A 23269-nucleotide genomic window follows, 5' to 3' on the forward strand; every position below is an offset into this window, starting at 1 on the left:
GCGGGAGCCCGGATCATGACGGAGACACCCGTTCTTGAAGCGCGCGGCATTGCCAAGGCATTCGGACCCGTCGAGGTCCTGACCGATATCAGCCTGTCGGTGATGCCGGGCGAGGTCCATGCCATCATTGGAGAGAACGGTGCGGGCAAGTCGACCCTGATGAAGCTTCTGAGCGGCCACCTTGCGCCCACGCGGGGCACGGTCGCAATTGACGGTGAGCCCATCACCTTCCACGGTCCCGTCGATGCGGAACATCGCGGTCTCGTCCTCGTGCATCAGGAAATATTGCTCGCACCGGACCTGACGGTCGCGCAGAACATTTTCATGGGCCGCGAATTGAAGCGCGGCCTCATGGTCAACGACCGCGAGATGAACCTAAAGTCCGCCGAGGCCGTGCGCAGCCTTGGCGCCGAAATAGAGCCGACGACCCAGATCGCCCGGCTTTCCATCGCCCGCCGCCAGTTGGTGCAGATCGCAAGGGCATTGCAGGTTCCGCATCGTGTTGTCATCTTCGATGAACCGACGGCGTCGCTGACGCCCTTCGAGACCGAAGCCCTGCTTAAGGTTATCCGTGATCTGCGCGACAAGGGTGTTGCGGTGCTTTACATTTCACATCGTCTACCTGAAGTGGCGGCAATAGCCGACCGCATCACCATTCTGCGCGACGGCAAGCTGATAGCGACGCGCAGTGCCGCCGAACTCGAACCGGTCGATATGGCAAGGCTCATGGTTGGTCGCGACATGTCCAAGCTTTACCCTGAGCGCGAGGATACCGCGACCCGTGAAACCGTGCTCGAGGTAAAGAACTTCGATGTCCCCGGCTATGCCCGCGATGCGAATTTTGCCTTGCGAAAAGGTGAGATTCTGGGGTTTGCCGGCCTGATCGGCGCCGGGCGCACGGAGCTCTTCGAGGGTATCGTTGGCCTGCGCACCGCCCATGGCGAAATCAAGCTCAACGGCAGCCCGGTCAAGTTCCACAGCGTGCGTGACAGCATGGCCGCGGGCATCGTCTATTTGAGCGAAGACCGCAAGGGCAAGGGCCTTTTGCTAGCGCAGGATCTTCGAACCAACCTCACGCTGGCAACGCTCGATAAGTTTACCAATGGACCGCTCATCGAGCGCAAGCGCGAGGATAAAAGCCTCGACAAGGCCATTTCGGATTTCGATATAAGGGCGCGGCGACGCGATCTTCTCGCCGGCCAGCTTTCGGGCGGTAACCAGCAAAAACTGCTCCTGGCTAAGATGATGCTGCTTGAACCGAGTATCGTCATCATCGACGAACCGACACGCGGTATCGACATCGGCACCAAGGAGCAAATCTACAGGTTCATCGCCGATCTTGCCAAGGCCGGCAAGTCGGTCGTCGTCATTTCCTCCGAGATGCAGGAACTCATCGGCATCTGTCACCGCATTCTCGTCATGCGTTCATCGCGCATAGTCGGCGAGGTAACCGGAGATGCGATGACGGAAGATGAAATCGTCGTCTACGCGACCGGCGTCAAGATCAATGAAGCTGAGCTTTACAGTGCGGGGAACGCATGAACGACACCAAGGTAATCACCGACACACGCGGTTTTGGCCGCAAACTGGCGGATCTCGACAAGACGGCGGTTGCGCCCTTCCTCGCGCTCGCGGCCCTGTTCATCCTCGGGGCGCTCGTCAATCCGAACTTCCTTTCGATCGACAACCTGCTTAACGTCCTGACGCGGTCGTCGTTCATTGCCATCATTGCCGTTGGGGCAACTTTTGTGATCTCGGCCGGTGGACTTGACCTTTCGGTTGGCTCGATGGCGGCGCTGGTCGCTGGCATCATGATCCTGTTCCTGAACTCGGGCGCCATCGACGGCGACATGGCGATGCTTGCGGCGGGCGTTGTCGTAGCTATTGGCGTGGGCGCACTTGCGGGACTTTTGAACGGCGCTGTCATTACCATCGGCAGGATCGAGCCTTTTATCGTGACGCTCGGCACCATGGCGATTTATCGTTCCGTGACAGTGTGGCTGGCCGATGGCGGCTCGATCGCCATGAAATCGATTGCGATGCGCAACATGTTCCGCCCGGTCTATACCGGTGTGTTGCTTGGCCTGCCGATCCCCGTCTGGATCATCTTCGTTGTTGGCCTCTTCGGCGCATTCATCCTCTACAAGACATCGTTCGGACGCCATGTGATCGCCGTTGGCTCCAACGAAGACGTAGCGCGCTATTCGGGCATCCACGTCAACCGCGTGCGGGCAATGACCTATATTCTGCAGGGCATCTGCGTCGCCATCGCAGTCGTCGTTTATGTTCCGCGGCTCGGCGCCGCGACGACGACAACGGGCATGCTTTGGGAATTGCAGGCGATCACCGCGGTCGTCATCGGGGGCACGGCACTGCGAGGCGGGGTCGGCCGCATCTGGGGCACGATCTGCGGCGCCTTCATGCTGGAGGTCGTCGGTAATATCATGGTGCTTTCCAATATCGTCAGCGAATACCTAATCGGTGCCGTCCAGGGCACGATCATCATCATTGCCATGCTTGTGCAGCGCACGCTGCAGAAGAAAAAAGCCTGATGCCAACAAAAGGGGCGGCCAGGCCGCCCAAACGAGACCGGACGGGGGATGAGGGCCACCCACCGCGCCGCAATCAAGGCCCGAGCAGAAAATTGGGAGAAGACAAATGCGTAAACTCTTGATCGGTCTTGTTGGAGCGGCGCTCGCTTCGACGATGACCCTCGCCTACGCGCAGGACAAGAAGGTCAATATCGCCGTGTCGATTCCGGCGGCCGACCATGGTTGGACTGGCGGCGTCGTCTATCACGCGGAACGTGCCGCCAAGCTTCTCGAAGCCGCTCACCCCGGCCTGAAGATCACCATCAAAACCTCGCCCGACGGCGCTTCGCAGGCCAATGCCCTCGAAGATCTGACGACCCAGGGCATCGATGCGCTGGTGACCCTGCCGCATAATTCGGACGAATTGACCGATCCGATCCGCGCCGTGAAAGAGAAGGGCATCTTCGTCACCGTCGTCGACCGCGCTCTTTCCGATCCGACGATCCAAGATCTTTACGTTGCCGGCAACAATCCCGAACTCGGCCGCGTCGCTGGCGAGTACCTGAAGGATACACTGAAGACCGGCGACGTCGCGGTTATTCGTGGCCTGCCGATCGTCATTGACGAAGAGCGGCAGAAAGGCTTCGACGACGCCATCGCCGGCAGCGGCATCAAGGTTCTCGACAAGCAGTTCGGCAATTGGTCGCGCGATGATGCCTTCAAGATTATGCAGGACTATCTGACCAAATTCCCGAAGATCGATGCCGTATGGTGCCAGGACGATGACATGGCAGTTGGCGTACTCGAAGCCATTGACCAGGCCAAGCGCACCGATATCAAGATGGTCATCGGCGGCGCCGGCATGAAGGATATGATCAAGCGCGTTGCTGACGGCGACAAGATGACCCCGATCAACGTCCTTTATCCGCCGTCAATGGTAGCAACGGCGATGGAACTGACGGTGGCAAACTTCTATGACCAGGTTCCAGTGCGCGGCAAGTACATCCTCGACGCGACCCTTGTCACCAAGGACAATGCCAAGGAATTCTACTTCCCGGACTCTCCGTTCTGATCCGTCGGTTTAACGACTTCTGATCCCTGGAAAGGCCCCGTTAGGGCCTTTCTTTTTTGCGTAACATTTTTTTGGACAGCCTATGTTATTGGGCTCCCCTGGAGCGGCATTTGTAAATTTGGAAGCTGACAGCCCCGCCGCGCTTTAGTTTCCGGCGGTCCGAGCGATAGGTAAGCATGGATTTACGAAACGATGCCTGCCATTCGGTATGGCCAGAGCCCTAAATCCCGCTGCGGGGCTGTCATGCGTCCTTTGGACAATCTGTCAACGTCCGTCGGCGAGCGCCCCGACGGGATTTGGCTTCGAAGCTTGCTGGGCGCGTGTCTAGAGCGTCACAGGGCGACTTAACGGCCGTCGTCCGATCGGCATTCTAGTGCGGTCCAACTGCACTGCGATCCATTGGCGGTGGCCCGCTGGATGCACCAAGCTGCCTCTAAAGCAATGCCAAAAAGCGACTTGGACGATGTTGCCGATATCACTACCATCAGAATCGAGAATTAACGGAAAATTCCGCGAAGCGGCTTAGGGTCGAGCGGTTTCCGGAAAGCCTGGGGGACGAAACGGGCGGCGAACGGCGATGCCAGTACCTGAAATGAAAGGCATGCCAACATTGCCAGCAAGAGCAACCGCGATCATGGCGGCGGAACTTCAGTTTGCGACCCGCCCTCAATCGGGTCGTACCGCAGCCACTCCATGAGCAGTACGTAACCAACGGCCAGGAGCACTGGGCCCACAAACAGGCCGAGGAGCCCGTCAGCGATCATGCCGCCAATAACGCCAATGAGGATGATCGGCATTGGAACTTCAAGTCCGCGGCCGAGCATCAATGGTTTAAGCACGTTGTCGCTGAGCCCGGCAATGATCGTCCAGATCGAAAAAATGATCGCCGGCGTGGTCGCTTCCGTTGCAAGAACATAGGCTATGATAGGGAGCGTTATCAGCACCGCCGGCACCTGCACGATGGCAAACAATAGCACCACCAGGGTCAAAACGCCGGCTGACGCAAGGCCGATGGCGAAAAAGCCTATTCCGATCAGCAGCGACTGGATGACCGCCACGCCGACTACTCCAACCGCCACACCTCGGATCGTAGCGGCGGTCATCGCAACCAGCCGGGGGCCTTGTGCCTTGCTGCCGGTGATGCGTTCCAACATGCGACTGGCGAATTCGGTGGCGCCGTCGCCATAGGCGATAATTACGGCAGCGACTGCGAACGAAAGTACGAACGAGAGTTGACCAGCGGCCAAACCGCCCGCGAATGATGCCAGCGATGATGCAATCCCACCGAGCATCTTGCCATACTTGGCAAGCGCCGCCGGCATGTTTGTCGCGACGAGCGCCCATGTCTCGGTCAGTTTCTGGCCGACCAGCGGCAGGTCGCCAAGCCATAGCGGCGGCGGCGGCACCGTCAGACTGCTGTCTTGCAGGCCCGAGACAAACTCAAGTATAGAAGACCCAAGCGACGTCACCACCAGAATCAATGGTACGAGCATTAGCGCGACGCTGACCAACCCGATTAACGTCGCCGACCAGCGATTGCCGACCCGGACGACCAAGCGTTGGTGCAGGGGATAGAGCATGACCGCAAGGATCACCGACCAGAGCAGGATGCCCGTAAAGGGCAATATGATGCGGCTACACGCAAAGATCAGTAAGGCCACGAGGCCGATCTGAAGCGCTGAATCGAGCATCCTCAAGAGCGACGGCGCACGCTCAGGGATTGTAACGTTCGGCTCCATTGCTACTGCCCCCTTCCCAGTCAACCTGGATTCCCACGTAGCTCGGTCGTCCTGTTGATTATTTACCTGTTTCGGCGTTCCTGCAAGACAGACGCAAACATGTTTGCTCTGAGCACGCCTCGGACGGGCCATGAGAAGCCTAATGTAGCTTGAGCCTCACGCTGTTATGTCGGGCGCATTCATTGGGTTAGGCATCGTATCGGTGTCCGTTGCGAAGGCGACAGCTTAGGACTAAATTGCTTTCCAACGCAGTGCGGGGCGCGAGGAAAGGCGCAACGCGACAGTCGCGATCTTTGGGGGGAACCGTCATGGCGTCGGATGCAACTGGGGCTCCTCATGATGATGCTCCAAGTAGAGTGCGCGCACCTCTGAAAGAGAAAAACCCCCAGCGCAGGGTCGCGATTACCGTGCTCCTGGTAGCACTCCTTCTCTTCGTCGTGACGGTTTTCATGGAGCGGCGCACTCCGTCTTCCTCGAAGGCGACCGTCAGTGCATATGTCGTTGCCATAGCGCCGGAGGTTACCGGGCGAGTCATTGAAGTGGGCGTGACCGACAACAGCGCCGTGACGCCCGGCCAGATGCTGTTTCGCCTGGACCCCGAACAGTACCGTCTTGCAGTTGCGGAGGCGGAAGCACGACTTGCAGGGGTAGGTCAGACGATCGGCGCTTCGACAGCGGCCGTCGATGCCGCCCAAGCTAGGGTGGTGGAGACGAAGGCGGTCCGCGTCAATGTCCAGGATCAAGCCACCCGCGCCATGGAACTTGTCAAGCGCGGTATCTACGCCCAGGCAAAATATGATGAGGCTGCGTCCGCGCTGGACCAGGCAGATGCAGGCGTGGATGCCGCCGAAGCCGAACTTGCACGGGCTCAGGAGGAACTTGGACCCTCAGGAAAGGACAATCCGCAATTGAAGGAAGCGCTCGCGGCGCTTGAAACGGCTCAGCTTGATCTGCTGCGCACGACGGTTTCAGCGCCCGCAGAAGGCGTCGTCACCAATCTTCAGCTTTCCGTCGGGGGCATGGTGAGCGCAGGCGAGAGTGCAATGACCTTCATCGATACCGGCACCATTTGGATCACGGCCGCGTTTAAGGAGAACAGCCTTGAGATGGTTACCGCCGGTGACCATGCGGAGGTGCTTTTCGATGTACTCCCCGGGCAGATTTTCGCCGCCACCGTTGAAGGCATCGGGATGGGGGTGGCTCAGGGAAGTGTCGACCCAGCGACGGGCCTACCGAAGATTTCCACAGACACCGGCTGGGTTAGAACGCCGCAAAGCTTTCCCATCCGCCTCGTTCTCGACAAAGGGCGGCCGAAAGGCGTGCGGTATGGTTCGCAGGTGAATGTGGTCATCTACACCGGGGACCATCCGGTCACCAACGCGCTCGGCAGCATCTGGATCCGAATTCTGTCGGTCCTCACCTATGTCAGCTGACGCACACCTTACGCACGAGGACGACATTAATGTAAAGCGCAAGGGTCTGCGCATAGCGCTTGCCGTTGCGGTCGGCTTTACCTGGTTGGTCTATTCGGGGGCTGTCATCCCGTTCCTTGGGCCATTGTTTGCGGCACAGTTTCTGATCTCCAGTTCCCGCCCCCTGCCGGTGCAAAAGGCGTTGGCAATAACTGTGCTAATTCTTGTCGTTGGAGCGCTTCTGCAATTCGTAACGGTATTGACTGGCGACCGGCCGCCGGTTCTGTTGCTGCTGCTCGGGTTGATTTACTTTGGATGTTTCTACCAGCAGGCGAACGGCAAGGGCGGCCCCACAATCTTTCTTGTCCTGGTCATTGCGGTTATGGTGCCGCTCCTCACAATCCTGAACGAGGATCTCGGCGACACCATTCTTATGATCCTGGTTCAAAGTGTGGTCACCGGAATGCTTTTGATGTGGGCGGCCCATGCCCTGATCCCAGACAGAGGTAGCCCCGCTCTTAAAGCCGCGACGGCGACGACGTATCCGCGTGCGGCAAGCTACGCTGCCGCCAACACCGCCATACTCCTGATCGCGGTCGTTGCCTGTCTGACACGTGAAGGGCTGGCCACAGCGATTGTTATTCCGATAACAGTCGTGTCGTTGCTCTCGCAATTCGACGTTGCAGCTAGCACGCGCGCGGCCATGGGGATCGTGATAACCAATATCACGGGAGGCGTGGCCGCGTCCGTCGCGTTCGGGCTGCTTCATGTACGGCCGTCGCTCAGTTTCCTCTTTCTATTGGTGCTGCTGGCCGGCCTGGTATTTGGCGGTCGTGCTGCCATGCATGCGCCGGCCGCCAAACTTTATGCAGGCGCCTTGACGATCTTCCTCCTCGTATTCGGAACAGGCGTGTCACCGCTTCCGGGGTCTGCCGCCGATTCCTTTTCCACCCGGGTGACTTACATCCTGGTGGCCGTCGCCTATGCGATCTTCATGACAACGTTGCTTTGGCCCCGACAGGAACGTGGCCTCGATTGAACGCTTCATCGCCTTGGCGCAGCGCTGAGAAAGGATGGCCACTTGTGGCGCGCTTTGCCGAGATTGCTCGTCGGCAGCGGTGCACACAGTCGGCGCATTGGCGATATAATACAAGGCTCCGTATCGTTAGCGGACACGTCCTGTTCCCCATCGAGGATTCAAGCCGACTGAGAAAGATGCTTTATCGAAAGTCCACGATCGACGAAATAACATCGCAATGCGTCCGGATCCTGCTGGTAGGCAGCAAGCGCAACATAGGTGTCGGGCCGCAGCAAATACATGGCGTTGCGGGCGAGGCCGGTTCCCAGGTAATCCTGTCGCCACGGGAAAATATTTAGCAAAAGACCATGTCGCATGCACCAGTTGCGAAGGTCTGCGCTGGCTGCACCATACACATGGACTTGCCAGCGGATCGCCTGCAAAGTCGCGAAATTATCGTCGCCCGGCATCGCTGCCCATGGAAGGCGATCGCCGCCGGTGACGTCACCGGCCCGACCCTGGCTGAGGGCACTGTCGTGGTAGGCGACGACGATCTGGGACACAGCACCGAACATGTAGTCGCGGGCCGCCTCAAATTTGAAGAGCGTTGGAACAACCAGAGGAACAATGCGGGTGCGGATAAAGTCCGCCACCCGTCCTTGAGCGGTTGCGAGGGTGAAACCTTTGTCGGTGGTCGCCACGAGCTTTCGGGCAAAGGTCCGGCGCTCGGTCTCGTAAGTATCGAGAAGGGCAGGTGACGCCTGATCCATCAGCACCGCCTTCAATTTCCACGCCAGATTAATGGCGTCCCCGATGCCGGTGTTCATGCCCTGGCCGCCGGCTGGACTGTGAATGTGCGCGGCGTCGCCCAGGAGAAAGATGCGGCCTTTGCGAAAACGTTCAGTGACGCGGTGATGAACGTGATACGTCGAGAACCAGTTGACCTTCCGGATTTGCACTTTCATGTGCTGGATGGCGCGATCGCTGATATCTTCAAACTTCAGGCTTTCGGAACGTGCCGCCCGTTCGTCACGGACGGTTCCTATCAGTCGTGCGCGACCTTTGCCTTTCAATGGGAAGACCGCAACGAAATCTGCCTCGTCGAGGTCAACGTGCAGTTCGCCGTCCAAAGTGGGACCGGCGGCATCGACGTCGGCGACGTAAAATACTTGTTGGTAGGTGCCGCCAGGAAACCCAGTGCCCAGTATCTGCCTTACAACCGAACGCGCGCCGTCGCAGCCGGCAAGGTAGCTTGCTTCGCACCGCGCTTGATTGCCGCCGGAAAGGCGCAGAGTTGCCGCAACCTGATCACCGGTGTCAATGAAATTGAGAAGCTCAGTGTTTCGCTCGACCTGCACCCCGAGCGCTTCGAGACGCATGATGAGCAAGCGCTCGTGTTGATCCTGCGGGTAGATAAACGGCCCGTAAGGGGTTAGTCCTTCAGCAATGGTTTCAAGGGCGACGCGCGTTGCCTTCCTGCCTTTGACCCATAAATTGATGCCAGCGACCCTGTGACCTGTCTTGAGAATTTCGCCGGTGAGGTCGAGCTGGCAATAAAGCTCGAGCGTGCGTGCTTGGACGGCGAGGGCCCGGGACGCCGTTCCCGGTCCATTCGCCTTGTCGATGATACGAACCCTCACGCCTTGTTTTGTCAGCCAGAGGGCAAGCACGAGACCTGTCGGACCAGCGCCGACGATCAGGACATCGCTGCGCTTCATTTCCATCCTCCATCAAGAGGGCTGCGGTGTTTCAGACATGGCAATTCAGTTCTTCTTGAGAAGTTTTCGAAAGTGGGCGGCTACTGACAGTCCACCAGCCGAACCTTTTCGGCCACGGATATGATGGCCTTAAATATTTCAGCTTTCCCGTCTGCATCAAAGGATTCTCCCGATGCAGCGGGTGGATTGAGTACGCTGCGTAGTGCCAGATGTCGGGCAGCAACTCGACAAAATAGTAGTTCGCGCCTGCTTCTCCAAGTGGCATTCATTGAGTGTGTTCCGGTCGCGCTCGCGAACCAACCATCTCGGCGAAACGCTGCGCGAGAAAGTCGACAAACAACCTCGCCCGTATCGGCACTTGCTGACCGAATGCATGCAGGCGGCTCACCTGCATGCTAGGCATCGGCAATTCCGGGAGCACGACGACCAGACGTTCCGCACTGATGTCGTCCTCCAATGCGATGCGCTGAAGATGGACTATTTACGCCAATTCGGCGCTGCGGCAATCGAACTTCGACCTCGAACTCACCAAGCGATCAATTGATACAGCCAAGCAAATGGAGCATGACCTGGGCGCACGCGTCTGGCTACACCACGATCTCGACAGTCAGCGGGAAATCGCTACAGCACCGCATTATTATGAGTAGAGGGCGCGTGATAATTCTCCGGAGTTGAGCTGTCGTTTGGGGTTGGTCGGGGTTTTTCAGTCCTTCAGGTCGGTTCGTGATAAATGCCTTTCCAGGGCACCGCTGAACACGGTAACTGCTGTTGTAAGTACGAGATAGAGCGTCGCTATCGTGACAAAAACGGGAATAGGACGGAAGCTCTCAGCCTGGACGCGGTTGCCGACGAGCGAAAGTTCGACCACGCCGATGACATAGGCGAGACTGGAATCCTTGAGCAGAGCCACCATGTTGTTGACTAAAGGTGGCAGGGAAATCCGCGTCGCTTGCGGCAGGATCACTTTGTACAACGTTGGCAACGGGCGCAAACCGAGTGCGCGCGACGCTTCCCACTGCCCGGACGGGATGGCCTGAATGCCAGCGCGGATAACTTCCGAATTATACACCCCGACATTGACGGTCAATGCCACCACTGCCGACCAAAAATCCGAAAGCTCGAGGCCCGGCAGAAGTGAAGGCAGAGCGAATAGACAAAAAGGATTTGCACAAGCAGCGGGGTGCCGCGAATGATCCACACAAACCCCAATGCTCCAGTCGTAAGCGTTCTTGATTTCGACATGCGGGCAAGGGCGATGAGAACCCCGAGAACGATGCCCGCAGATCCTGATGCCGTCGTAAGCAGCACTGTCATGCGCGCGCCTTCGCCGAATTGGACTGCCGCGGAACCGATCGGCGAAGGCAACGGCGATAACAGCAACGGCATTACCGACAATGTGACCCAAAGCCCAACGACGCAAAAGGCCATAATCATCGTGTCGGCATTTCGCCGTTGGCCGCCGTCAATCGTTGGGAAGCGCATCGCAAGTCCAACAAACAGTGACATTGACCCGTTCCTCGGAGCTGATTGTCAGTGGCAGCGTACATCTCTTTCGAAGTAGCTTTTGGAGATTTTGGCGTAGGTGCCATCGGTCAGCAGGGCCGAGAAAGCCTCATTCACCGCAGCGAGCAGCTCGCCATTGCCCTTGGCGATCGCCATGCCATACTGTTCGACGAACAGCATGTCGCCGATCTGAAGATTGGCAGCCTGGTTCTTGTTGGCGGCATCCAATGCGGTGATCTTGTCCGAAACCCAAGCATCGGTCCGCTTGTTGATGAGATTCTGCAAAGCGTCCGTGTCTTTGGGAAATGTCTTGATCTCACCCACGCCGTCCACTTTCCGAATGGCCGTCAGATAGGTCGTGCCCGTTTGTACGCCTACGGTCTTGTCCCTTAACTCGGCCTCAGTCGTCGGACCACCAGCGCGGGCGACGATCACCGCTCCGCTGCACAAGTAGGGTGTGCTGAAGTCGACGGCGGCGCTGCGTTCAGGCGTAATGCCGTGGCCGGCGATGACGAGGTCGAAACGGTCTTGTCCCAAGCCGACCAGCAGCGTGTCGAAGGACAATGCCTTCCATTCGGCCTTCACACCCATTTTTCCCGCCAGGGCCGTTCCGAGGTCGACGTCGAACCCCGTGAGTTTACCGTCCTTGAAGTAGTTGAACGGGGGAGTGGCTCCCTCGGTCGCGATCCTGATCGAGCCGTCTTTTCGAATGGAAGCCAGATCGCGGGCTTCGGCGGCGTGCGACAACGCAGCCATCCCAATGAAAATGCCGATGATCATTTTCATATGATGTTCCCTTTTCGTTTGTTCCGGCCAATTCGATCCAGGTGGCCTTCAGCCCGGTATATTCGTGCAGCGCGTGCAGCGACTTGTCCCGGCCGTTGCCCGATTGCTTGAAACCGCCCGACGGTACTGTGTAGTCAGCACCGTCATAATTGTTGATCCAGACCTGTCCGGCGTGCAGCACCCTGGCTGCGAGCAGGGCCCGATCTTTGTTCTTGCTTCCACACGGCTGCTCCCGAACGCTAGATCGTGTCGTCGGCATTCCGCACCGCGTCGTCAGGCTCCCTGCACGACATGACCGAAAGAGGAGACGGTCCTTCCCATCCTGATTGCGCTGATGCGTATTGTCGGTCGATAAAGCCTGGGTCCGCCGCACCGATGGCGCTGGATGAGAGGTGTTTGGGCGTCAAAATTCCTGATGTTTCGACCACTTCGTCAATGATTGTGCCGCACCTGTCGAGCTGCCTGGCAGCCGAAGGGGGCGTGAGATACGGCCGCCCATCGTGGCGCGCCGTTGCCAAGACGCGCGTCGTCACGGGCCAAACTGGCGATAGGGGCCAATCCTCGCTCATGCGACATCTCCGACGGCTTGCCTGTAACCGAGAAGCGGACGATCAATGCGGAATGGTTGAAGGCCGCCATCAAGCGTATCGCCTACGCACATTTCGGCCACGGCGCTCCCCAGCAACGGTCCGAACTTGAAGCCGTGTCCGGAGCAGGGTGAGGCAATCAGGATTTGCCGATGGCAAGGATGCCGGTCGATGACGAAATTGCTGTCGGGAGTCATTGTGTAGCGACAGGTCTCGGCACGCGACATGACCGCCAGATCGGGAAGGATCTGCTTGATCCGGCTTTGCAGTGCCCAAAGGTGCTCGAAGTCGAGCGACAGGTCGTCGGTTGTCGAGGGTGTGCGCGATTCGATCATGACCTTGACCCCCGCATCGCGAACGAGCGGGAAGCCTGAACCCAGCCGACCATTTCCGAAATGCATGATGAAGACCGGCAGGCGATCAGGACCGAAGAGTTGCGGCCTTGCCGGTTGGAAAAATGCGACATGTTCCTTTGAGACAGCCAGCCGCAACTCCAGATCAAGCTTCTTGAGCAGTTTCGGCATTTGCGGTCCGGCCGCCAGGACTGCATTTTGCGCCCGGTACACCTCACTGTCCGTGGCAATCGTCACGCCATTCGGCGTTGGCGTTATGCCCTTGACCTCCTGCCATTCGACGATATCGACGCCGCTGCGCCTCGCGAGCTTGACCATCGCCTCAAGGCAAAGATCGGCGTGCAGGATCGCCGTGTCCGGCTGATAGAAAGACACGGTGCCCTCGGGCACGTCGAATTGGGGCCAAGCGCGTTCGAGTTCCTGCCTGGACAGAACCTCACAGCTGACACCGCTCTTTTGCATAGCATCGAGGCTTTTTTGCCAGGAACCGACAGATTCAAAGGCGAGGTCGAGACCACCGACCTTACGCATCAGGTCCATTTCCACATCGGCTTCGACATCTTTCCAAACCTGAAAAGCGGCTCTTGCGAGCTTGATGTACTCGTCACTGTCATAGGCCAGTCTGATGATGCGGGATCGCCCGTGCGAACTCGCTGCGGCGTTTCCTATCGCGCTCCCTTCTATGAGAAGAGTTCTCACACCCTTGACGGCCAGGGCATATGCGCTCGAGCAGCCGATTATTCCACCGCCAACGACGATGACATCGTAAAGGCCGGTGGTCCTCATTTGTCGAATGCCTCGTAGTGTTCGGCATGCGGCACAAGCTCGACGAGAAAGTCCGGGTCGAAGTTGTAATACTTGGCCACGGCGGCATCCTCACCGGCAAAGGCCTTGATGGCATCGAGCGAACGCCAGAACGTCAGAGTGGTGAAGTGCGCCATTCCGCCTTCGTCGCGCCGCAGCACGAAGGCGCTTATGTTGCCTTCCGTCGCCAAATAGTCTGGAATCGCAATCTCGCGCATCAGCCGCTGGTATTCGTCGGCTTTATGAAGGGGGGTGGTGCCGTGCCACATGCGAGCGATCATGAGTTGTCCTCCCTACGAATTCCAGCACCCATTCCATTGCAAAGTTGCCGGATTTACAAACGGCGATTACTTATCGGCCGACATAAGCTATTCTTATGTTGGCCGATCGGGATCATGATGCATGTCCAGGAAAATACCTCCTTTGCAAACGCTGAGAGCCTTCGACGAAGCGTCGAAACGGTCGAGTTTCACGGCCGCCGGCGAGGCGTTGAGCATCAGCCAATCCGCCGTCAGCCAGCAGGTCGGGTTGCTTGAACACACGCTCGGAGTAAAGCTCTTCAAGCGGCGTCCTCATCCGCTCGTTCTGACCGAAGCAGGTTCGAAATTTGCGGCCGCTATAGGCCGTGCATTGGACTTGGTTGAGCAGGCAACGCTCGAATTGCAACAAGCCTCCCAGCGTTCACTGGTTCTGGCGGCCACGCCTTCGCTAGCCACAAGGTGGTTGACCCCGCGGCTATCGCGCTTTGGCAAACTTCACAATGACGTTGAAGTTACGCTCTACCCAGCATTCGAGCCCTCGCAGATGAGGCGGGCGGGCGCGGAAATCGGTATCCTTTACGGGACAGGCAATTGGCGCGGCTGGAACTCGGAGCTGTTAGCGCGGGAGAGTGTCTATCCCGTCTGCAGCCCCGGATTCATCGTTAATTACGGGCGTCCCACCCTGGAGAGTCTGTTCTCATATACATTATTGAGGGACGCTGACATCAGGCACGAATACTGGCCGACATGGCTCAGGGTCGCCGGTTCAAAAAGGCAGATCGTCGACCGGGGACCGAGATACGATAGCTTGACCGACATGATCGCAGCCGCTCTGGACGGACAAGGTATTGCTTTGACGCGCGGCCTTCTGGTTCTCGATGATCTAGCCACAGGACGGCTCGTGCGCTTGTTCGACGTCGAGGCGCGCTCACGCTACGCCTATTATCTCGTTTGGTCGGATCGAGCCGATCTCACACTGTACCAGATAATGCGAACCTGGCTTCGCGGCGAGTTCGCATTTCCGGATAACACCGCGAGGTAGAAGTGAGGCGCTGCTTTCGAAGCAGATCGTCTCCTATTGTGGTCGCGCAGACGCGTCCGATCTTTGATTTGCTTGGGTTGGCGCTTCTTCATTTGAGCGTGGTCCCGCATGCCAACGTGATTGGGAATCGATCCTCGGTTACCAAGGGTTGAATGCGCGACACCTGATCATGCGCCTGCACAGGTATCCCGGCGTGGAAAATGAGGTCCGGTGTTACCAACTAACAGCAACCTCGGGTCGAAGGTGGTGGTCGCTCGACGCGCTACTCTTTGCTGCACCGCAACAACTCTGCCAACAGTATTTCATCGCGGTCGCCAGGAGGGATTCAAGACGTTTACCATTCGTTCTATTGCCTTCGGCGTCAGAAAGCTCATCCTTTCAAATTGAACATTGGAGGAAATCGAATGCCGAATAATTTTCGAGAGGGAATCTATCGTGCCGAGTTTGATACACTCACGATGCAAGGCATTGGCTTGGTCGTTCTGCGCGACGGCCGCGTTTATGGCGGAGATACATTGATTTACTACGTCGGAACGTACTCGGTGTCAGAAAATGTCATGACTGCTCGCGTTAGGGCTCACCCTTATAAAGGAGCTCCTTCTGAGACTATTGGATCGGCGTTTGGACATGAAAGGAATACCCTTGAACTCGAGGGCAAGGTTAATGGTGATCACGTTCATCTCACAGCCAGAGCAAAAGAGGCGGCGGGCATCGGTATAAATATCAAACTCGACTTTCTTCACGAATGACCCACGTGCCCCATTCACAGCCAGTACGTGAAAGTTTTGCGGCGGCTGTTCCCGGTGATCCAGACGATTGAAAAGCCTTGTCCCTATGGTGGGTTGCGTCGGTTAAGCAAGTCATGGAACTGCTGGATTTAGTGGCGAACTCATGGGAAAGTTTCTAAACATGCGTCCTTGCTGAGGCAAAAGATCCGTGGTGAAGAGGAACGCTGAAGGCGATTGCCTTCGGCGTTCTCGGGTGTTCACTCGCTGCGACCAGTGAAGTATCGACGTTTGGCCAAATACGCTTTTGGGCGCTTCTTTCTTCTGCACCTCGATCCTGATTTCCTTATGGCCTTATGTCGCCAAATTCGCTTACAAACATGTGAAATACATCCAAGGGATCAATTCGATGCGGATCACGCCCGTCATTGTATCATTGTCGCTCCTGCCGACCATGCTAATTCCCTTTGCCGCCGGCGCAGACAAGCAGTTCGCAGATGCGGCCGAAACGAACGAAAAGCTAATGAAACTTTACGACGAAGCCGGCGAACTATGCCTCCATAACCCAAGTCGCGATGTTCAAGTCATTGTCGCTTGCAAGTCGATGACTATCTACGGCCTGGCGCTCAACGAACGAGGCTGGTGTTATGGCAAGCAGAACGAAGCGAATGCTTTCAAGGAGTGGCACGCGTGCCAGAAAAATTCTGTCCGATTTTCCAAAAACACCTTAACTCAGTTTTAGGGGAGGATCACCGTGGCCAAGAAAATCATCATTTTGATTATCTCGTTGGTCCTTCTCGTCCCGGTCTGCGTCTTGTCGGGATACCTTATAGGATATTTGATCGCGCCGTTTACATTCTCCGATCGACTGCATCCTGATTTCTATAAACATGACCGGGAGCTGTACGCAGGCATATACGGGATAATGTTTCTAGGCGGGTCGCTCTACCTGGTATCCTCGGCCGTGGTCATTTTCCGGTTCGTAAAGTCGGTGCGCGATTCATGACCTTGCCCTTACCCGGCGGGTTTTTGCGGGGCCAAACGAGATGGCCAACTCCACCCCGCATGGAACAAAAATTGATCGGCACAGTTTGCACGACAGTTAAACAATCAAGGAGCGCTCAAATGTCGGACGACAAGTCAAAGACAGACTATCGCGACCGCTCAAAGGCCTCGGTCAGCGAGGACTACGAAGTCCAATACATCATGTCGAGATACGATCTGACCCGAAACCGTGCGCTGGAGCTTATTGCCAAACACGGTGGTAACCGAAAGAAAATTGAACAAGAACTAGACGCGGTCAACATCTAGATCTTTGTGAGCCGACTCCTGTGGCGGGAATGCCCTTCCCACGCGCTGGCAAGTGCTCCCGTTGAGTGTCCGGGGCACCGCCGTTGTAGGGGATTCAGTTTGCGAGCCCTTCAGTTCTTGCGACAATTCTCTCATAGGCCTCCTGGATAGGATCGCGCATCTGAACAAACGGAGAAACCCCAAGGCGCAGTAGAGCCTTTAGGTTCGCCCTGCCACCCTCATAACCGACGATCGGCGCGAAAGGCGCCATGGTCAGAGTCTGTTCGGACGGATAAAGGCGGTTGTATTCGGCGAAGTTGGTGAAACATTCGTGGTTGCTTCCGCGCAGTAGAAGCGTCTCGGTAGGCGCCCCCTCCGCAAGAATCACATTATGGGTATCGAGTAGGACTTGGTAGTAATCTAGCTGCGCGCATCCCGCAAAATCAGCAGGGGCAATCGAAACGCCATTCACCAGCTCCTTCACGCGGACGAGAACGCCATCAATCAAGAGAGCGTGATTGGGAGAAAGATATAGGTCGCGATGCGGAGTCCACTCATCAAGGGCATAGCGACAAACGCGTATCGGCATTACACTTTCATGCCAAGCGGGGGCATTCTTCTTAAAGCGCTGGTGGCCAATCCATTTTACCGGCGCCGTTCTGCCGTGCATTGTCTCGACAAGATCACCAATCTTAAGGTCTTCGATGCGAGCCTCCCCCGTCGGGGTCATGATGGAGGTGCCGCGGAGAAAACAATTGCCACCGTCGCCTTTGGGGCCACGAACCGGCCCACCATCGCTGCCGTGCTTATCCCACCAATTGCTTCCCTTCGCCCGTGCTGGCAATGAGGCAAGCGTAACGGCTGCGGTTGCCGCCGCGACGATGCCGAGAAAATGACGGCGTGCCCTGTTGCGCGGCGTGTTCGGCCTTGTAGTTGATGACATTGGACTCTCCTCGTGCTTGTGCACATTGTTCTTTGTTTTTATATCGAGGATTACGGGGCCATTTTACCTCAACTTCTAACTGCAGAACCTTTGTATTTGTGCTTGCGCGATCCGCAAATGGGAGTAGGCGTCGCTTCAGATGAACGATGCCTCTACTCCTTTTGGTTGGGGAATGGGCGCTTCCATTGCAAGTCCCGTAAACGTCGGCACGAGCACGTTGGTTAGCCGCTTGGCGACGACGTCGAGAACAAGAAAACCTCTGCCTTGATTGGCTAAATTGGAATGGAACGCGGAACCGGTAGTGGCAGAGGTGATCGGCGATCTCTTACAGCGGCGTATCCCAGTTATTGGCAAGCGGATAGAAGGACCCCTCATGCCTGGGATTGATTGACTCAGGTTCGGCGTCGGATTAAATATGACTATTAGTATCAAGTTTAAATTGGACGGCATCGGGTTATTCCCTGTGCCGGCCAACAGGAGGCCCCACCATGTCGCGCCGCCAGATTCTCGACCTTCAGGTTCGGCTTCCCAATCGTGTTTCGCGGCCTGCCGCTCCTGCCCAGCTTTCGGCGCCGGGCTTTCGTGTCCTTGGCAGTGATGCCCTGTTCGATGGCAGCAAGGAGGTTGGGATCGAACATGCCGGTTCCCTGTATCGGCTGAAGATTACCCGGCAAGGCAAACTCATTCTCAACAAGTAGTGCATGAGCGCCGGAGCCGTTCCGGTGCGCTGTCCGGATTGAAGTCTTCATGCCATTGCGACACTTTATGCCGCGATCAGAGCCGACTTGTTGACATAAAGATATCTTTATGTGACTTTAACACCTCCTTAAAAGCATGGTTGTGAGGCATTTCGGGTCATGGATACTGCTATCGGAACAATTGGCGAGGCGCTGCTTGGCCCCGAAAATGCCCCCCGCGACGGTTCGGACGTGCTTGCGGCGCTCACGAAGGCGGCAAACGAGCGGATTCTCATCCTGGACGGCGCCATGGGAACGCAGATCCAGGGTCTCGGGTTGAAGGAGGAGAACTTTCGCGGTCAACGGTTCGCCGATTGTTCCTGCCATCTTCAGGGCAACAATGATCTTCTGATTCTCACCGAGCCCCAGGCGATTGAGGATATCCACTACGCCTATGCCATGGCAGGGGCAGACATTCTTGAGACCAATACCTTCTCCTCGACCGCCATTGCCCAAGCTGACTACGGGATGGAGCACGTCGTCTATGAGCTTAATCGCGATGGTGCACGGCTGGCGCGCCGCGCCGCGTTGAAAGCCGAACAGAAGGATGGCAAGCGCCGCTTCGTTGCCGGAGCGCTCGGCCCGACGAACCGCACAGCCTCGATCTCGCCTGACGTCAACAATCCGGGCTATCGCGCCGTGACTTTCGATGATCTTCGTGCGGCATATGCCGAACAGCTGCGTGGATTGATCGACGGCGGCGCCGACATCATCCTGATCGAGACGATCTTCGATACACTGAACGCAAAGGCTGCCATCTTTGCGACGCAGGAGATGTTTGCACAAAAGGCAATCACCCTGCCGGTCATGATCTCCGGCACCATTACCGACCTTTCCGGACGCACTTTGTCGGGACAGACGCCAACAGCCTTCTGGTACTCCGTACGCCACGCCAGGCCATTCACCATCGGTCTCAATTGCGCGCTTGGCGCCAATGCCATGCGTGACCACCTGGCCGAAATCGCCGCGGTCGCCGATACTTTCGTGTGCGCTTATCCGAACGCCGGACTTCCCAACGCGTTCGGGCAATATGACGAGAGCCCCGAAGCAATGGCAGCACAACTCGAAGCGTTCGCCAAGGAAGGCCTGCTCAACATCGTCGGTGGCTGTTGCGGCTCGACACCGGAACATATCAGAGCCATTGCCGAGGCCGTCGGAAAATACAGGCCGCGCACGGTTCCCGAGACCGAAACCCATATGCGGCTGTCCGGGCTCGAGCCATTCACGCTCACCAGGGACATCGCCTTCGTCAATGTCGGTGAGCGGACCAACATCACCGGCTCGGCGAAGTTTCGCAAACTCATCACGGCCGGCGATCTTCCCGCTGCTCTCGACGTGGCGCGCGACCAGGTCGCCAACGGCGCGCAGATCATCGACGTCAACATGGATGAGGGGTTGATCGACAGCGAAAGGGCCATGGTCGATTTCCTCAATCTGATCGCAGCCGAGCCCGATATCGCCCGTGTGCCGGTGATGATCGACTCGTCCAAATGGGATGTGATCGAGGCCGGCCTCAAATGCGTTCAGGGCAAGGCGCTGGTCAATTCGATCTCCATGAAAGAAGGCGAGGACGCCTTCGTGGCGCATGCCCGCAAGGTTCGCGCCTATGGTGCGGCCGTCGTGGTCATGGCGTTCGATACCGAGGGCCAGGCCGACACGCTCAAGCGCAAGGTCGAGATTTGCAAAAGAGCCTACGAACTCCTGACAAGTGAGGCGGGCTTCGCGCCTGAAGATATTGTCTTCGACCCGAACATATTCGCGGTCGCCACCGGCATCGAAGAGCATAATGGCTACGGGGTTGCCTTCATCGAGGCAACGCGGCAGATCACGCAGAGCCTGCCCCACGTACACATCTCCGGCGGCGTCTCCAATCTCTCATTTTCCTTCCGTGGCAACGAACCGGTACGTGAGGCGATGCACGCCGTTTTCCTCTACCACGCCATTCAGGCCGGCATGGACATGGGCATCGTCAATGCCGGACAGCTTGTGGTCTACGAATCGATCGATCCAGAATTGCGGCAAGCCTGCGAGGACGTGGTCCTCAACCGACGCGATGATGCGACCGAACGACTGCTTGACCTTGCCGAACGCTATAAGGGTTCGGCCGGCAGGGAGGCGCGCGAGCGCGATCTTGCCTGGCGCGAATGGAGCGTCGATAAGCGGCTCGAACATGCGCTCGTCAACGGCATAACGGAGTTCATCGAAGCAGACACCGAAGAGGCCCGCACCAGGGCCGAGCGACCACTCCACGTCATCGAGGGACCGCTGATGGCCGGCATGAATGTCGTTGGCGATCTCTTCGGTTCCGGCAAGATGTTCCTGCCGCAGGTGGTGAAATCCGCCCGGGTGATGAAGCAGGCTGTTGCTGTGCTCTTGCCCTATATGGAGGCGGAAAAGCGCGCCAATGGCGGGACAGGAAATCGGGAAAGCGCCGGCAAGGTGCTGATGGCGACAGTCAAGGGGGATGTTCACGATATCGGCAAGAACATTGTCGGCGTCGTGCTTGCCTGCAACAATTACGAAATCATCGATCTCGGTGTCATGGTGCCTGCGACGAAGATTCTGCAAACGGCGCGCGAGGAGAAGGTGGACATAATTGGCCTGTCCGGCCTCATTACGCCTTCACTTGACGAGATGGTGCATGTTGCTTCCGAACTCGAGCGCGAGGGCTTTGACGTTCCACTGCTTATCGGGGGCGCGACGACGAGCCGTGTCCACACCGCGGTCAAGATTAATCCACGGTATAGTAATGGCCAGACGGTCTACGTAACCGACGCAAGCCGTGCGGTCGGCGTTGTTTCCAACCTCCTGTCTGCGGATGCCAAGCCCGGCTATGTGGAGACCGTTCGGGCCGAATATGAGAAGGTTGCGGAGGCCCATGCGCGCAACGAGGCCGACAAGCAAAGGTTGAGCCTCGAGAAGGCGCGCGCCAACGCCCAGAAAATTGACTGGTCGTCCTATGTGCCGCCCAGACCGCAATTCACCGGCACGCGCGTTTTCGAGAACTACGACCTTGCAAAGATCGCGCGCTACATCGACTGGACGCCTTTCTTCCAGACCTGGGAATTGAAAGGCCGCTATCCGGCCATCCTGAAAGACGAAGCGCAAGGCGAAGCTGCGCGCCAGCTTTTTGCCGATGCGCAGGCGATGCTGACAAAGATCATCGACGAGAAATGGTTTAATCCAAAGGCAATCATAGGGTTTTGGCCCGCTGGTTCGGTAGGCGATGACATTCACCTGTTTACCGACGATGCACGCAAGCAACATCAGGCGACCTTCTTTACGCTACGCCAGCAATTGTCGAAACGCGACGGCAGGCCAAATGTCGCCCTGGCCGATTTCGTAGCACCTGCGACGAGCGGCGCGGCCGATTATGTCGGCGGTTTCGTCGTTACGGCAGGGATCGAGGAAATCGCCATAGCCGAGCGGTTCGAGCGTGCGAACGACGATTATTCCTCCATTCTGGTGAAAGCGCTTGCGGACCGTTTTGCCGAGGCGTTTGCCGAACTTATGCATGAACAGGTCCGTAAGGAGTTCTGGGGCTATGCTCCAGACGAAGCATTCGCCGCTGATGAGCTGATCAGCGAGCCCTATCGGGGTATCCGCCCGGCGCCCGGCTATCCGGCTCAGCCTGATCACACGGAGAAGGATACGCTTTTCCGCTTGCTCGATGCTGAAGCCAGGATCGGCGTGCGGCTGACCGAGAGCTATGCCATGTGGCCGGGCTCGTCGGTCTCGGGCCTCTACATTGCGCACCCCGACGCTTATTATTTCGGCGTCGCCAAGGTCGAGCGCGATCAGGTGGCGGACTATGCCGGCCGCAAGTCCATGCCCGTCGAAGAGGTGGAGCGGTGGCTCGGCCCGATCCTCAATTATGTGGCGGGGCCGCGGGTTCAGGCGGCTGAGTGAAGGTAGTTGCGCGGCGGTGCGCCGAGCATTCGTTTGAACATGGTTGTGAAAGCGGGCACGCTGTAGCCGAGATCGAGCGCAACGCTGGTCACCGGTTCACCCTCTGTCAGTCGTGGCAAGGCGGCGAGAAGACATGCCTGCTGGCGCCACGTCGAAAGACTCAATCCGGTTTCGCGGCGAAACATGCGGGTGAATGTTCGCCGGCTCATGCCAAGCCGGTTGGCCCAATTGTCGATATTGGTGTGGGGCGAGGGGTCTTTCAGGAAGCCGCGGCATAGGCTGGCAAGCCGCCTGTCTTGCGGAAACGGCAGACCGAGCGGACGTTCCTTAAGGTTGGGGATTTCGTGCAGCAAAAGGCCCATGACGAACATCGTGCGCTGATCCGGCTGCCTGTCGCCAGGAACGGCAACGGCTTCGCGAATGAGGTTGTCGACGAGCGGCGTCAGACCGACGACGTGAAGATGACCCTTCAAACCGTCGACGGCCTCAGGACGCACATAGATCGAATGCATCGAGACGTCGCCGAGCATGTCCACAGCATGTTCGATGCCGGCCGGCAGCCACAACGCATGGTGTGGCGGCACCATCCAGCGGCCGAATTTCGTCGTCACCATGGCAACGCCGGTGATTGCATGCAGCAATTGCGATTGGATGTGATGGTGATCAGGGATGTGGTAGCCCGACGGATAGAGCGTGGCGAGCGCGAAAACATCGCCCTCGGCTTGCTCCAGCCATTGCAGCCGCAGCCGGTGCAGTTGTTCGAGTTCCAGTCCGGCGGCGCTCGGGGCCGCAAAGGTCTGGTAGCGCATGTTTTGGCCCACTTGCGAAAGAATTGGACCA

At 57.7% G+C, this 23269-nt stretch carries 21 protein-coding genes; 11 read left to right on the plus strand and 10 right to left on the minus strand.

All coding sequences use genetic code 11. From position 1 onward, the window contains the following. The first annotated feature begins 15 nt into the window (after window positions 1-15). The 3 genes from AAAB35_RS05210 to AAAB35_RS05220 all read left to right on the plus strand — a co-directional run bounded on the left by AAAB35_RS05210 (window position 16) and on the right by AAAB35_RS05220 (window position 3603). Entirely contained in the window at window positions 16-1542 is a 1527-nt protein-coding gene (locus AAAB35_RS05210) for a sugar ABC transporter ATP-binding protein (protein ID WP_340667154.1), read from the plus strand. Then, the gene (locus tag AAAB35_RS05215; RefSeq protein ID WP_340667155.1) at window positions 1539-2552 is read left to right on the plus strand and encodes an ABC transporter permease; all 1014 of its coding nucleotides are present in this window, start codon (window positions 1539-1541) and stop codon (window positions 2550-2552) included. The genes AAAB35_RS05210 and AAAB35_RS05215 overlap by 4 nt, the downstream gene beginning before the upstream one ends. 106 nt (window positions 2553-2658) lie before the next feature. Further along, window positions 2659-3603, plus strand: a complete 945-nt coding sequence (locus AAAB35_RS05220; protein WP_340667156.1) for a substrate-binding domain-containing protein — start codon at window positions 2659-2661, stop codon at window positions 3601-3603. 632 nt (window positions 3604-4235) lie between these two features. Here the strand turns inward: AAAB35_RS05220 and AAAB35_RS05225 are convergent. Then, window positions 4236-5342: an AI-2E family transporter gene (locus AAAB35_RS05225; RefSeq protein WP_340667157.1), complete on the minus strand. Its 1107-nt coding sequence runs from the start codon at window positions 5340-5342 to the stop codon at window positions 4236-4238. A gap of 308 nt (window positions 5343-5650) precedes the next feature. Between AAAB35_RS05225 and AAAB35_RS05230 the strand changes: the two genes are divergently transcribed. Together AAAB35_RS05230 and AAAB35_RS05235 are read left to right on the plus strand one after the other, a co-directional pair. Next, window positions 5651-6775, plus strand: a complete 1125-nt coding sequence (locus AAAB35_RS05230) for an HlyD family secretion protein (protein WP_340667158.1) — start codon at window positions 5651-5653, stop codon at window positions 6773-6775. Next, complete coding sequence (locus AAAB35_RS05235; RefSeq protein WP_340667159.1) at window positions 6765-7793, plus strand: hypothetical protein; 1029 nt, start codon at window positions 6765-6767, stop codon at window positions 7791-7793. The genes AAAB35_RS05230 and AAAB35_RS05235 overlap by 11 nt, the downstream gene beginning before the upstream one ends. Window positions 7794-7951: 158 nt before the next feature. On the opposite strand, the gene AAAB35_RS05240 is transcribed toward AAAB35_RS05235, so the two are convergent. From AAAB35_RS05240 to AAAB35_RS05270, 7 genes are all read right to left on the minus strand, one after another. Then, window positions 7952-9490: an FAD-dependent monooxygenase gene (locus AAAB35_RS05240; RefSeq protein WP_340667160.1), complete on the minus strand. Its 1539-nt coding sequence runs from the start codon at window positions 9488-9490 to the stop codon at window positions 7952-7954. Window positions 9491-10193: 703 nt separating this feature from the next. Further along, window positions 10194-10577, minus strand: a complete 384-nt coding sequence (locus tag AAAB35_RS05245) for an amino acid ABC transporter permease (protein ID WP_340667161.1) — start codon at window positions 10575-10577, stop codon at window positions 10194-10196. Next, on the minus strand, window positions 10574-10996 hold the full coding sequence (locus AAAB35_RS05250; RefSeq protein WP_340667162.1) for an ABC transporter permease subunit: 423 nt from the start codon (window positions 10994-10996) through the stop codon (window positions 10574-10576). Before AAAB35_RS05250 ends, AAAB35_RS05245 begins: the two co-directional genes overlap by 4 nt. A gap of 24 nt (window positions 10997-11020) precedes the next feature. Next, window positions 11021-11779: an ABC transporter substrate-binding protein gene (locus AAAB35_RS05255; protein WP_340667163.1), complete on the minus strand. Its 759-nt coding sequence runs from the start codon at window positions 11777-11779 to the stop codon at window positions 11021-11023. A 239-nt stretch (window positions 11780-12018) separates the two neighbouring features. Then, window positions 12019-12348: a hypothetical protein gene (locus tag AAAB35_RS05260; protein WP_340667164.1), complete on the minus strand. Its 330-nt coding sequence runs from the start codon at window positions 12346-12348 to the stop codon at window positions 12019-12021. Next, the gene (solA, locus tag AAAB35_RS05265; RefSeq protein WP_340667165.1) at window positions 12345-13505 is read right to left on the minus strand and encodes an N-methyl-L-tryptophan oxidase; all 1161 of its coding nucleotides are present in this window, start codon (window positions 13503-13505) and stop codon (window positions 12345-12347) included. The genes AAAB35_RS05260 and solA overlap by 4 nt, the downstream gene beginning before the upstream one ends. Continuing rightward, the gene (locus tag AAAB35_RS05270) at window positions 13502-13804 is read right to left on the minus strand and encodes a hypothetical protein (protein WP_340667166.1); all 303 of its coding nucleotides are present in this window, start codon (window positions 13802-13804) and stop codon (window positions 13502-13504) included. Before AAAB35_RS05270 ends, solA begins: the two co-directional genes overlap by 4 nt. 142 nt (window positions 13805-13946) lie before the next feature. Here AAAB35_RS05270 and AAAB35_RS05275 point away from each other — a divergent pair, with 142 nt between their 5' ends. The 4 genes from AAAB35_RS05275 to AAAB35_RS05290 all read left to right on the plus strand — a co-directional run bounded on the left by AAAB35_RS05275 (window position 13947) and on the right by AAAB35_RS05290 (window position 16861). Further along, window positions 13947-14825 (plus strand): LysR substrate-binding domain-containing protein, encoded by an 879-nt coding sequence (locus AAAB35_RS05275; RefSeq protein WP_340667167.1) that lies wholly within the window; start codon window positions 13947-13949, stop codon window positions 14823-14825. 404 nt (window positions 14826-15229) lie between these two features. Continuing rightward, window positions 15230-15574 carry a GrlR family regulatory protein gene (locus tag AAAB35_RS05280; RefSeq protein WP_340667168.1) on the plus strand — a complete coding sequence of 115 codons (345 nt, stop codon included), beginning with the start codon at window positions 15230-15232 and terminating at the stop codon, window positions 15572-15574. Window positions 15575-15959: 385 nt separating this feature from the next. Further along, window positions 15960-16292, plus strand: a complete 333-nt coding sequence (locus tag AAAB35_RS05285) for a hypothetical protein (protein ID WP_340667169.1) — start codon at window positions 15960-15962, stop codon at window positions 16290-16292. 383 nt (window positions 16293-16675) lie between these two features. Beyond that, window positions 16676-16861 (plus strand): DUF3606 domain-containing protein, encoded by a 186-nt coding sequence (locus AAAB35_RS05290; RefSeq protein ID WP_340667170.1) that lies wholly within the window; start codon window positions 16676-16678, stop codon window positions 16859-16861. 94 nt (window positions 16862-16955) lie between these two features. On the opposite strand, the gene AAAB35_RS05295 is transcribed toward AAAB35_RS05290, so the two are convergent. Further along, window positions 16956-17783 (minus strand): Hint domain-containing protein, encoded by an 828-nt coding sequence (locus tag AAAB35_RS05295; RefSeq protein WP_340667171.1) that lies wholly within the window; start codon window positions 17781-17783, stop codon window positions 16956-16958. A 488-nt stretch (window positions 17784-18271) separates the two neighbouring features. Here AAAB35_RS05295 and AAAB35_RS05300 point away from each other — a divergent pair, with 488 nt between their 5' ends. Further along, window positions 18272-18481, plus strand: a complete 210-nt coding sequence (locus AAAB35_RS05300; protein WP_340667172.1) for a hemin uptake protein HemP — start codon at window positions 18272-18274, stop codon at window positions 18479-18481. 159 nt (window positions 18482-18640) lie between these two features. After that, the gene (metH, locus tag AAAB35_RS05305; RefSeq protein WP_340667173.1) at window positions 18641-22429 is read left to right on the plus strand and encodes a methionine synthase; all 3789 of its coding nucleotides are present in this window, start codon (window positions 18641-18643) and stop codon (window positions 22427-22429) included. Here the strand turns inward: metH and AAAB35_RS05310 are convergent. Further along, window positions 22414-23238, minus strand: coding sequence for a helix-turn-helix transcriptional regulator (locus AAAB35_RS05310; protein ID WP_340667174.1), 825 nt, complete (start codon window positions 23236-23238; stop codon window positions 22414-22416). The two genes, metH and AAAB35_RS05310, sit on opposite strands and share 16 nt — an antisense overlap. Window positions 23239-23269 lie beyond the last annotated feature (31 nt).

The organism is Phyllobacterium sp., assembly GCF_037994425.1.
GTDB lineage: Bacteria > Pseudomonadota > Alphaproteobacteria > Rhizobiales > Rhizobiaceae > Phyllobacterium.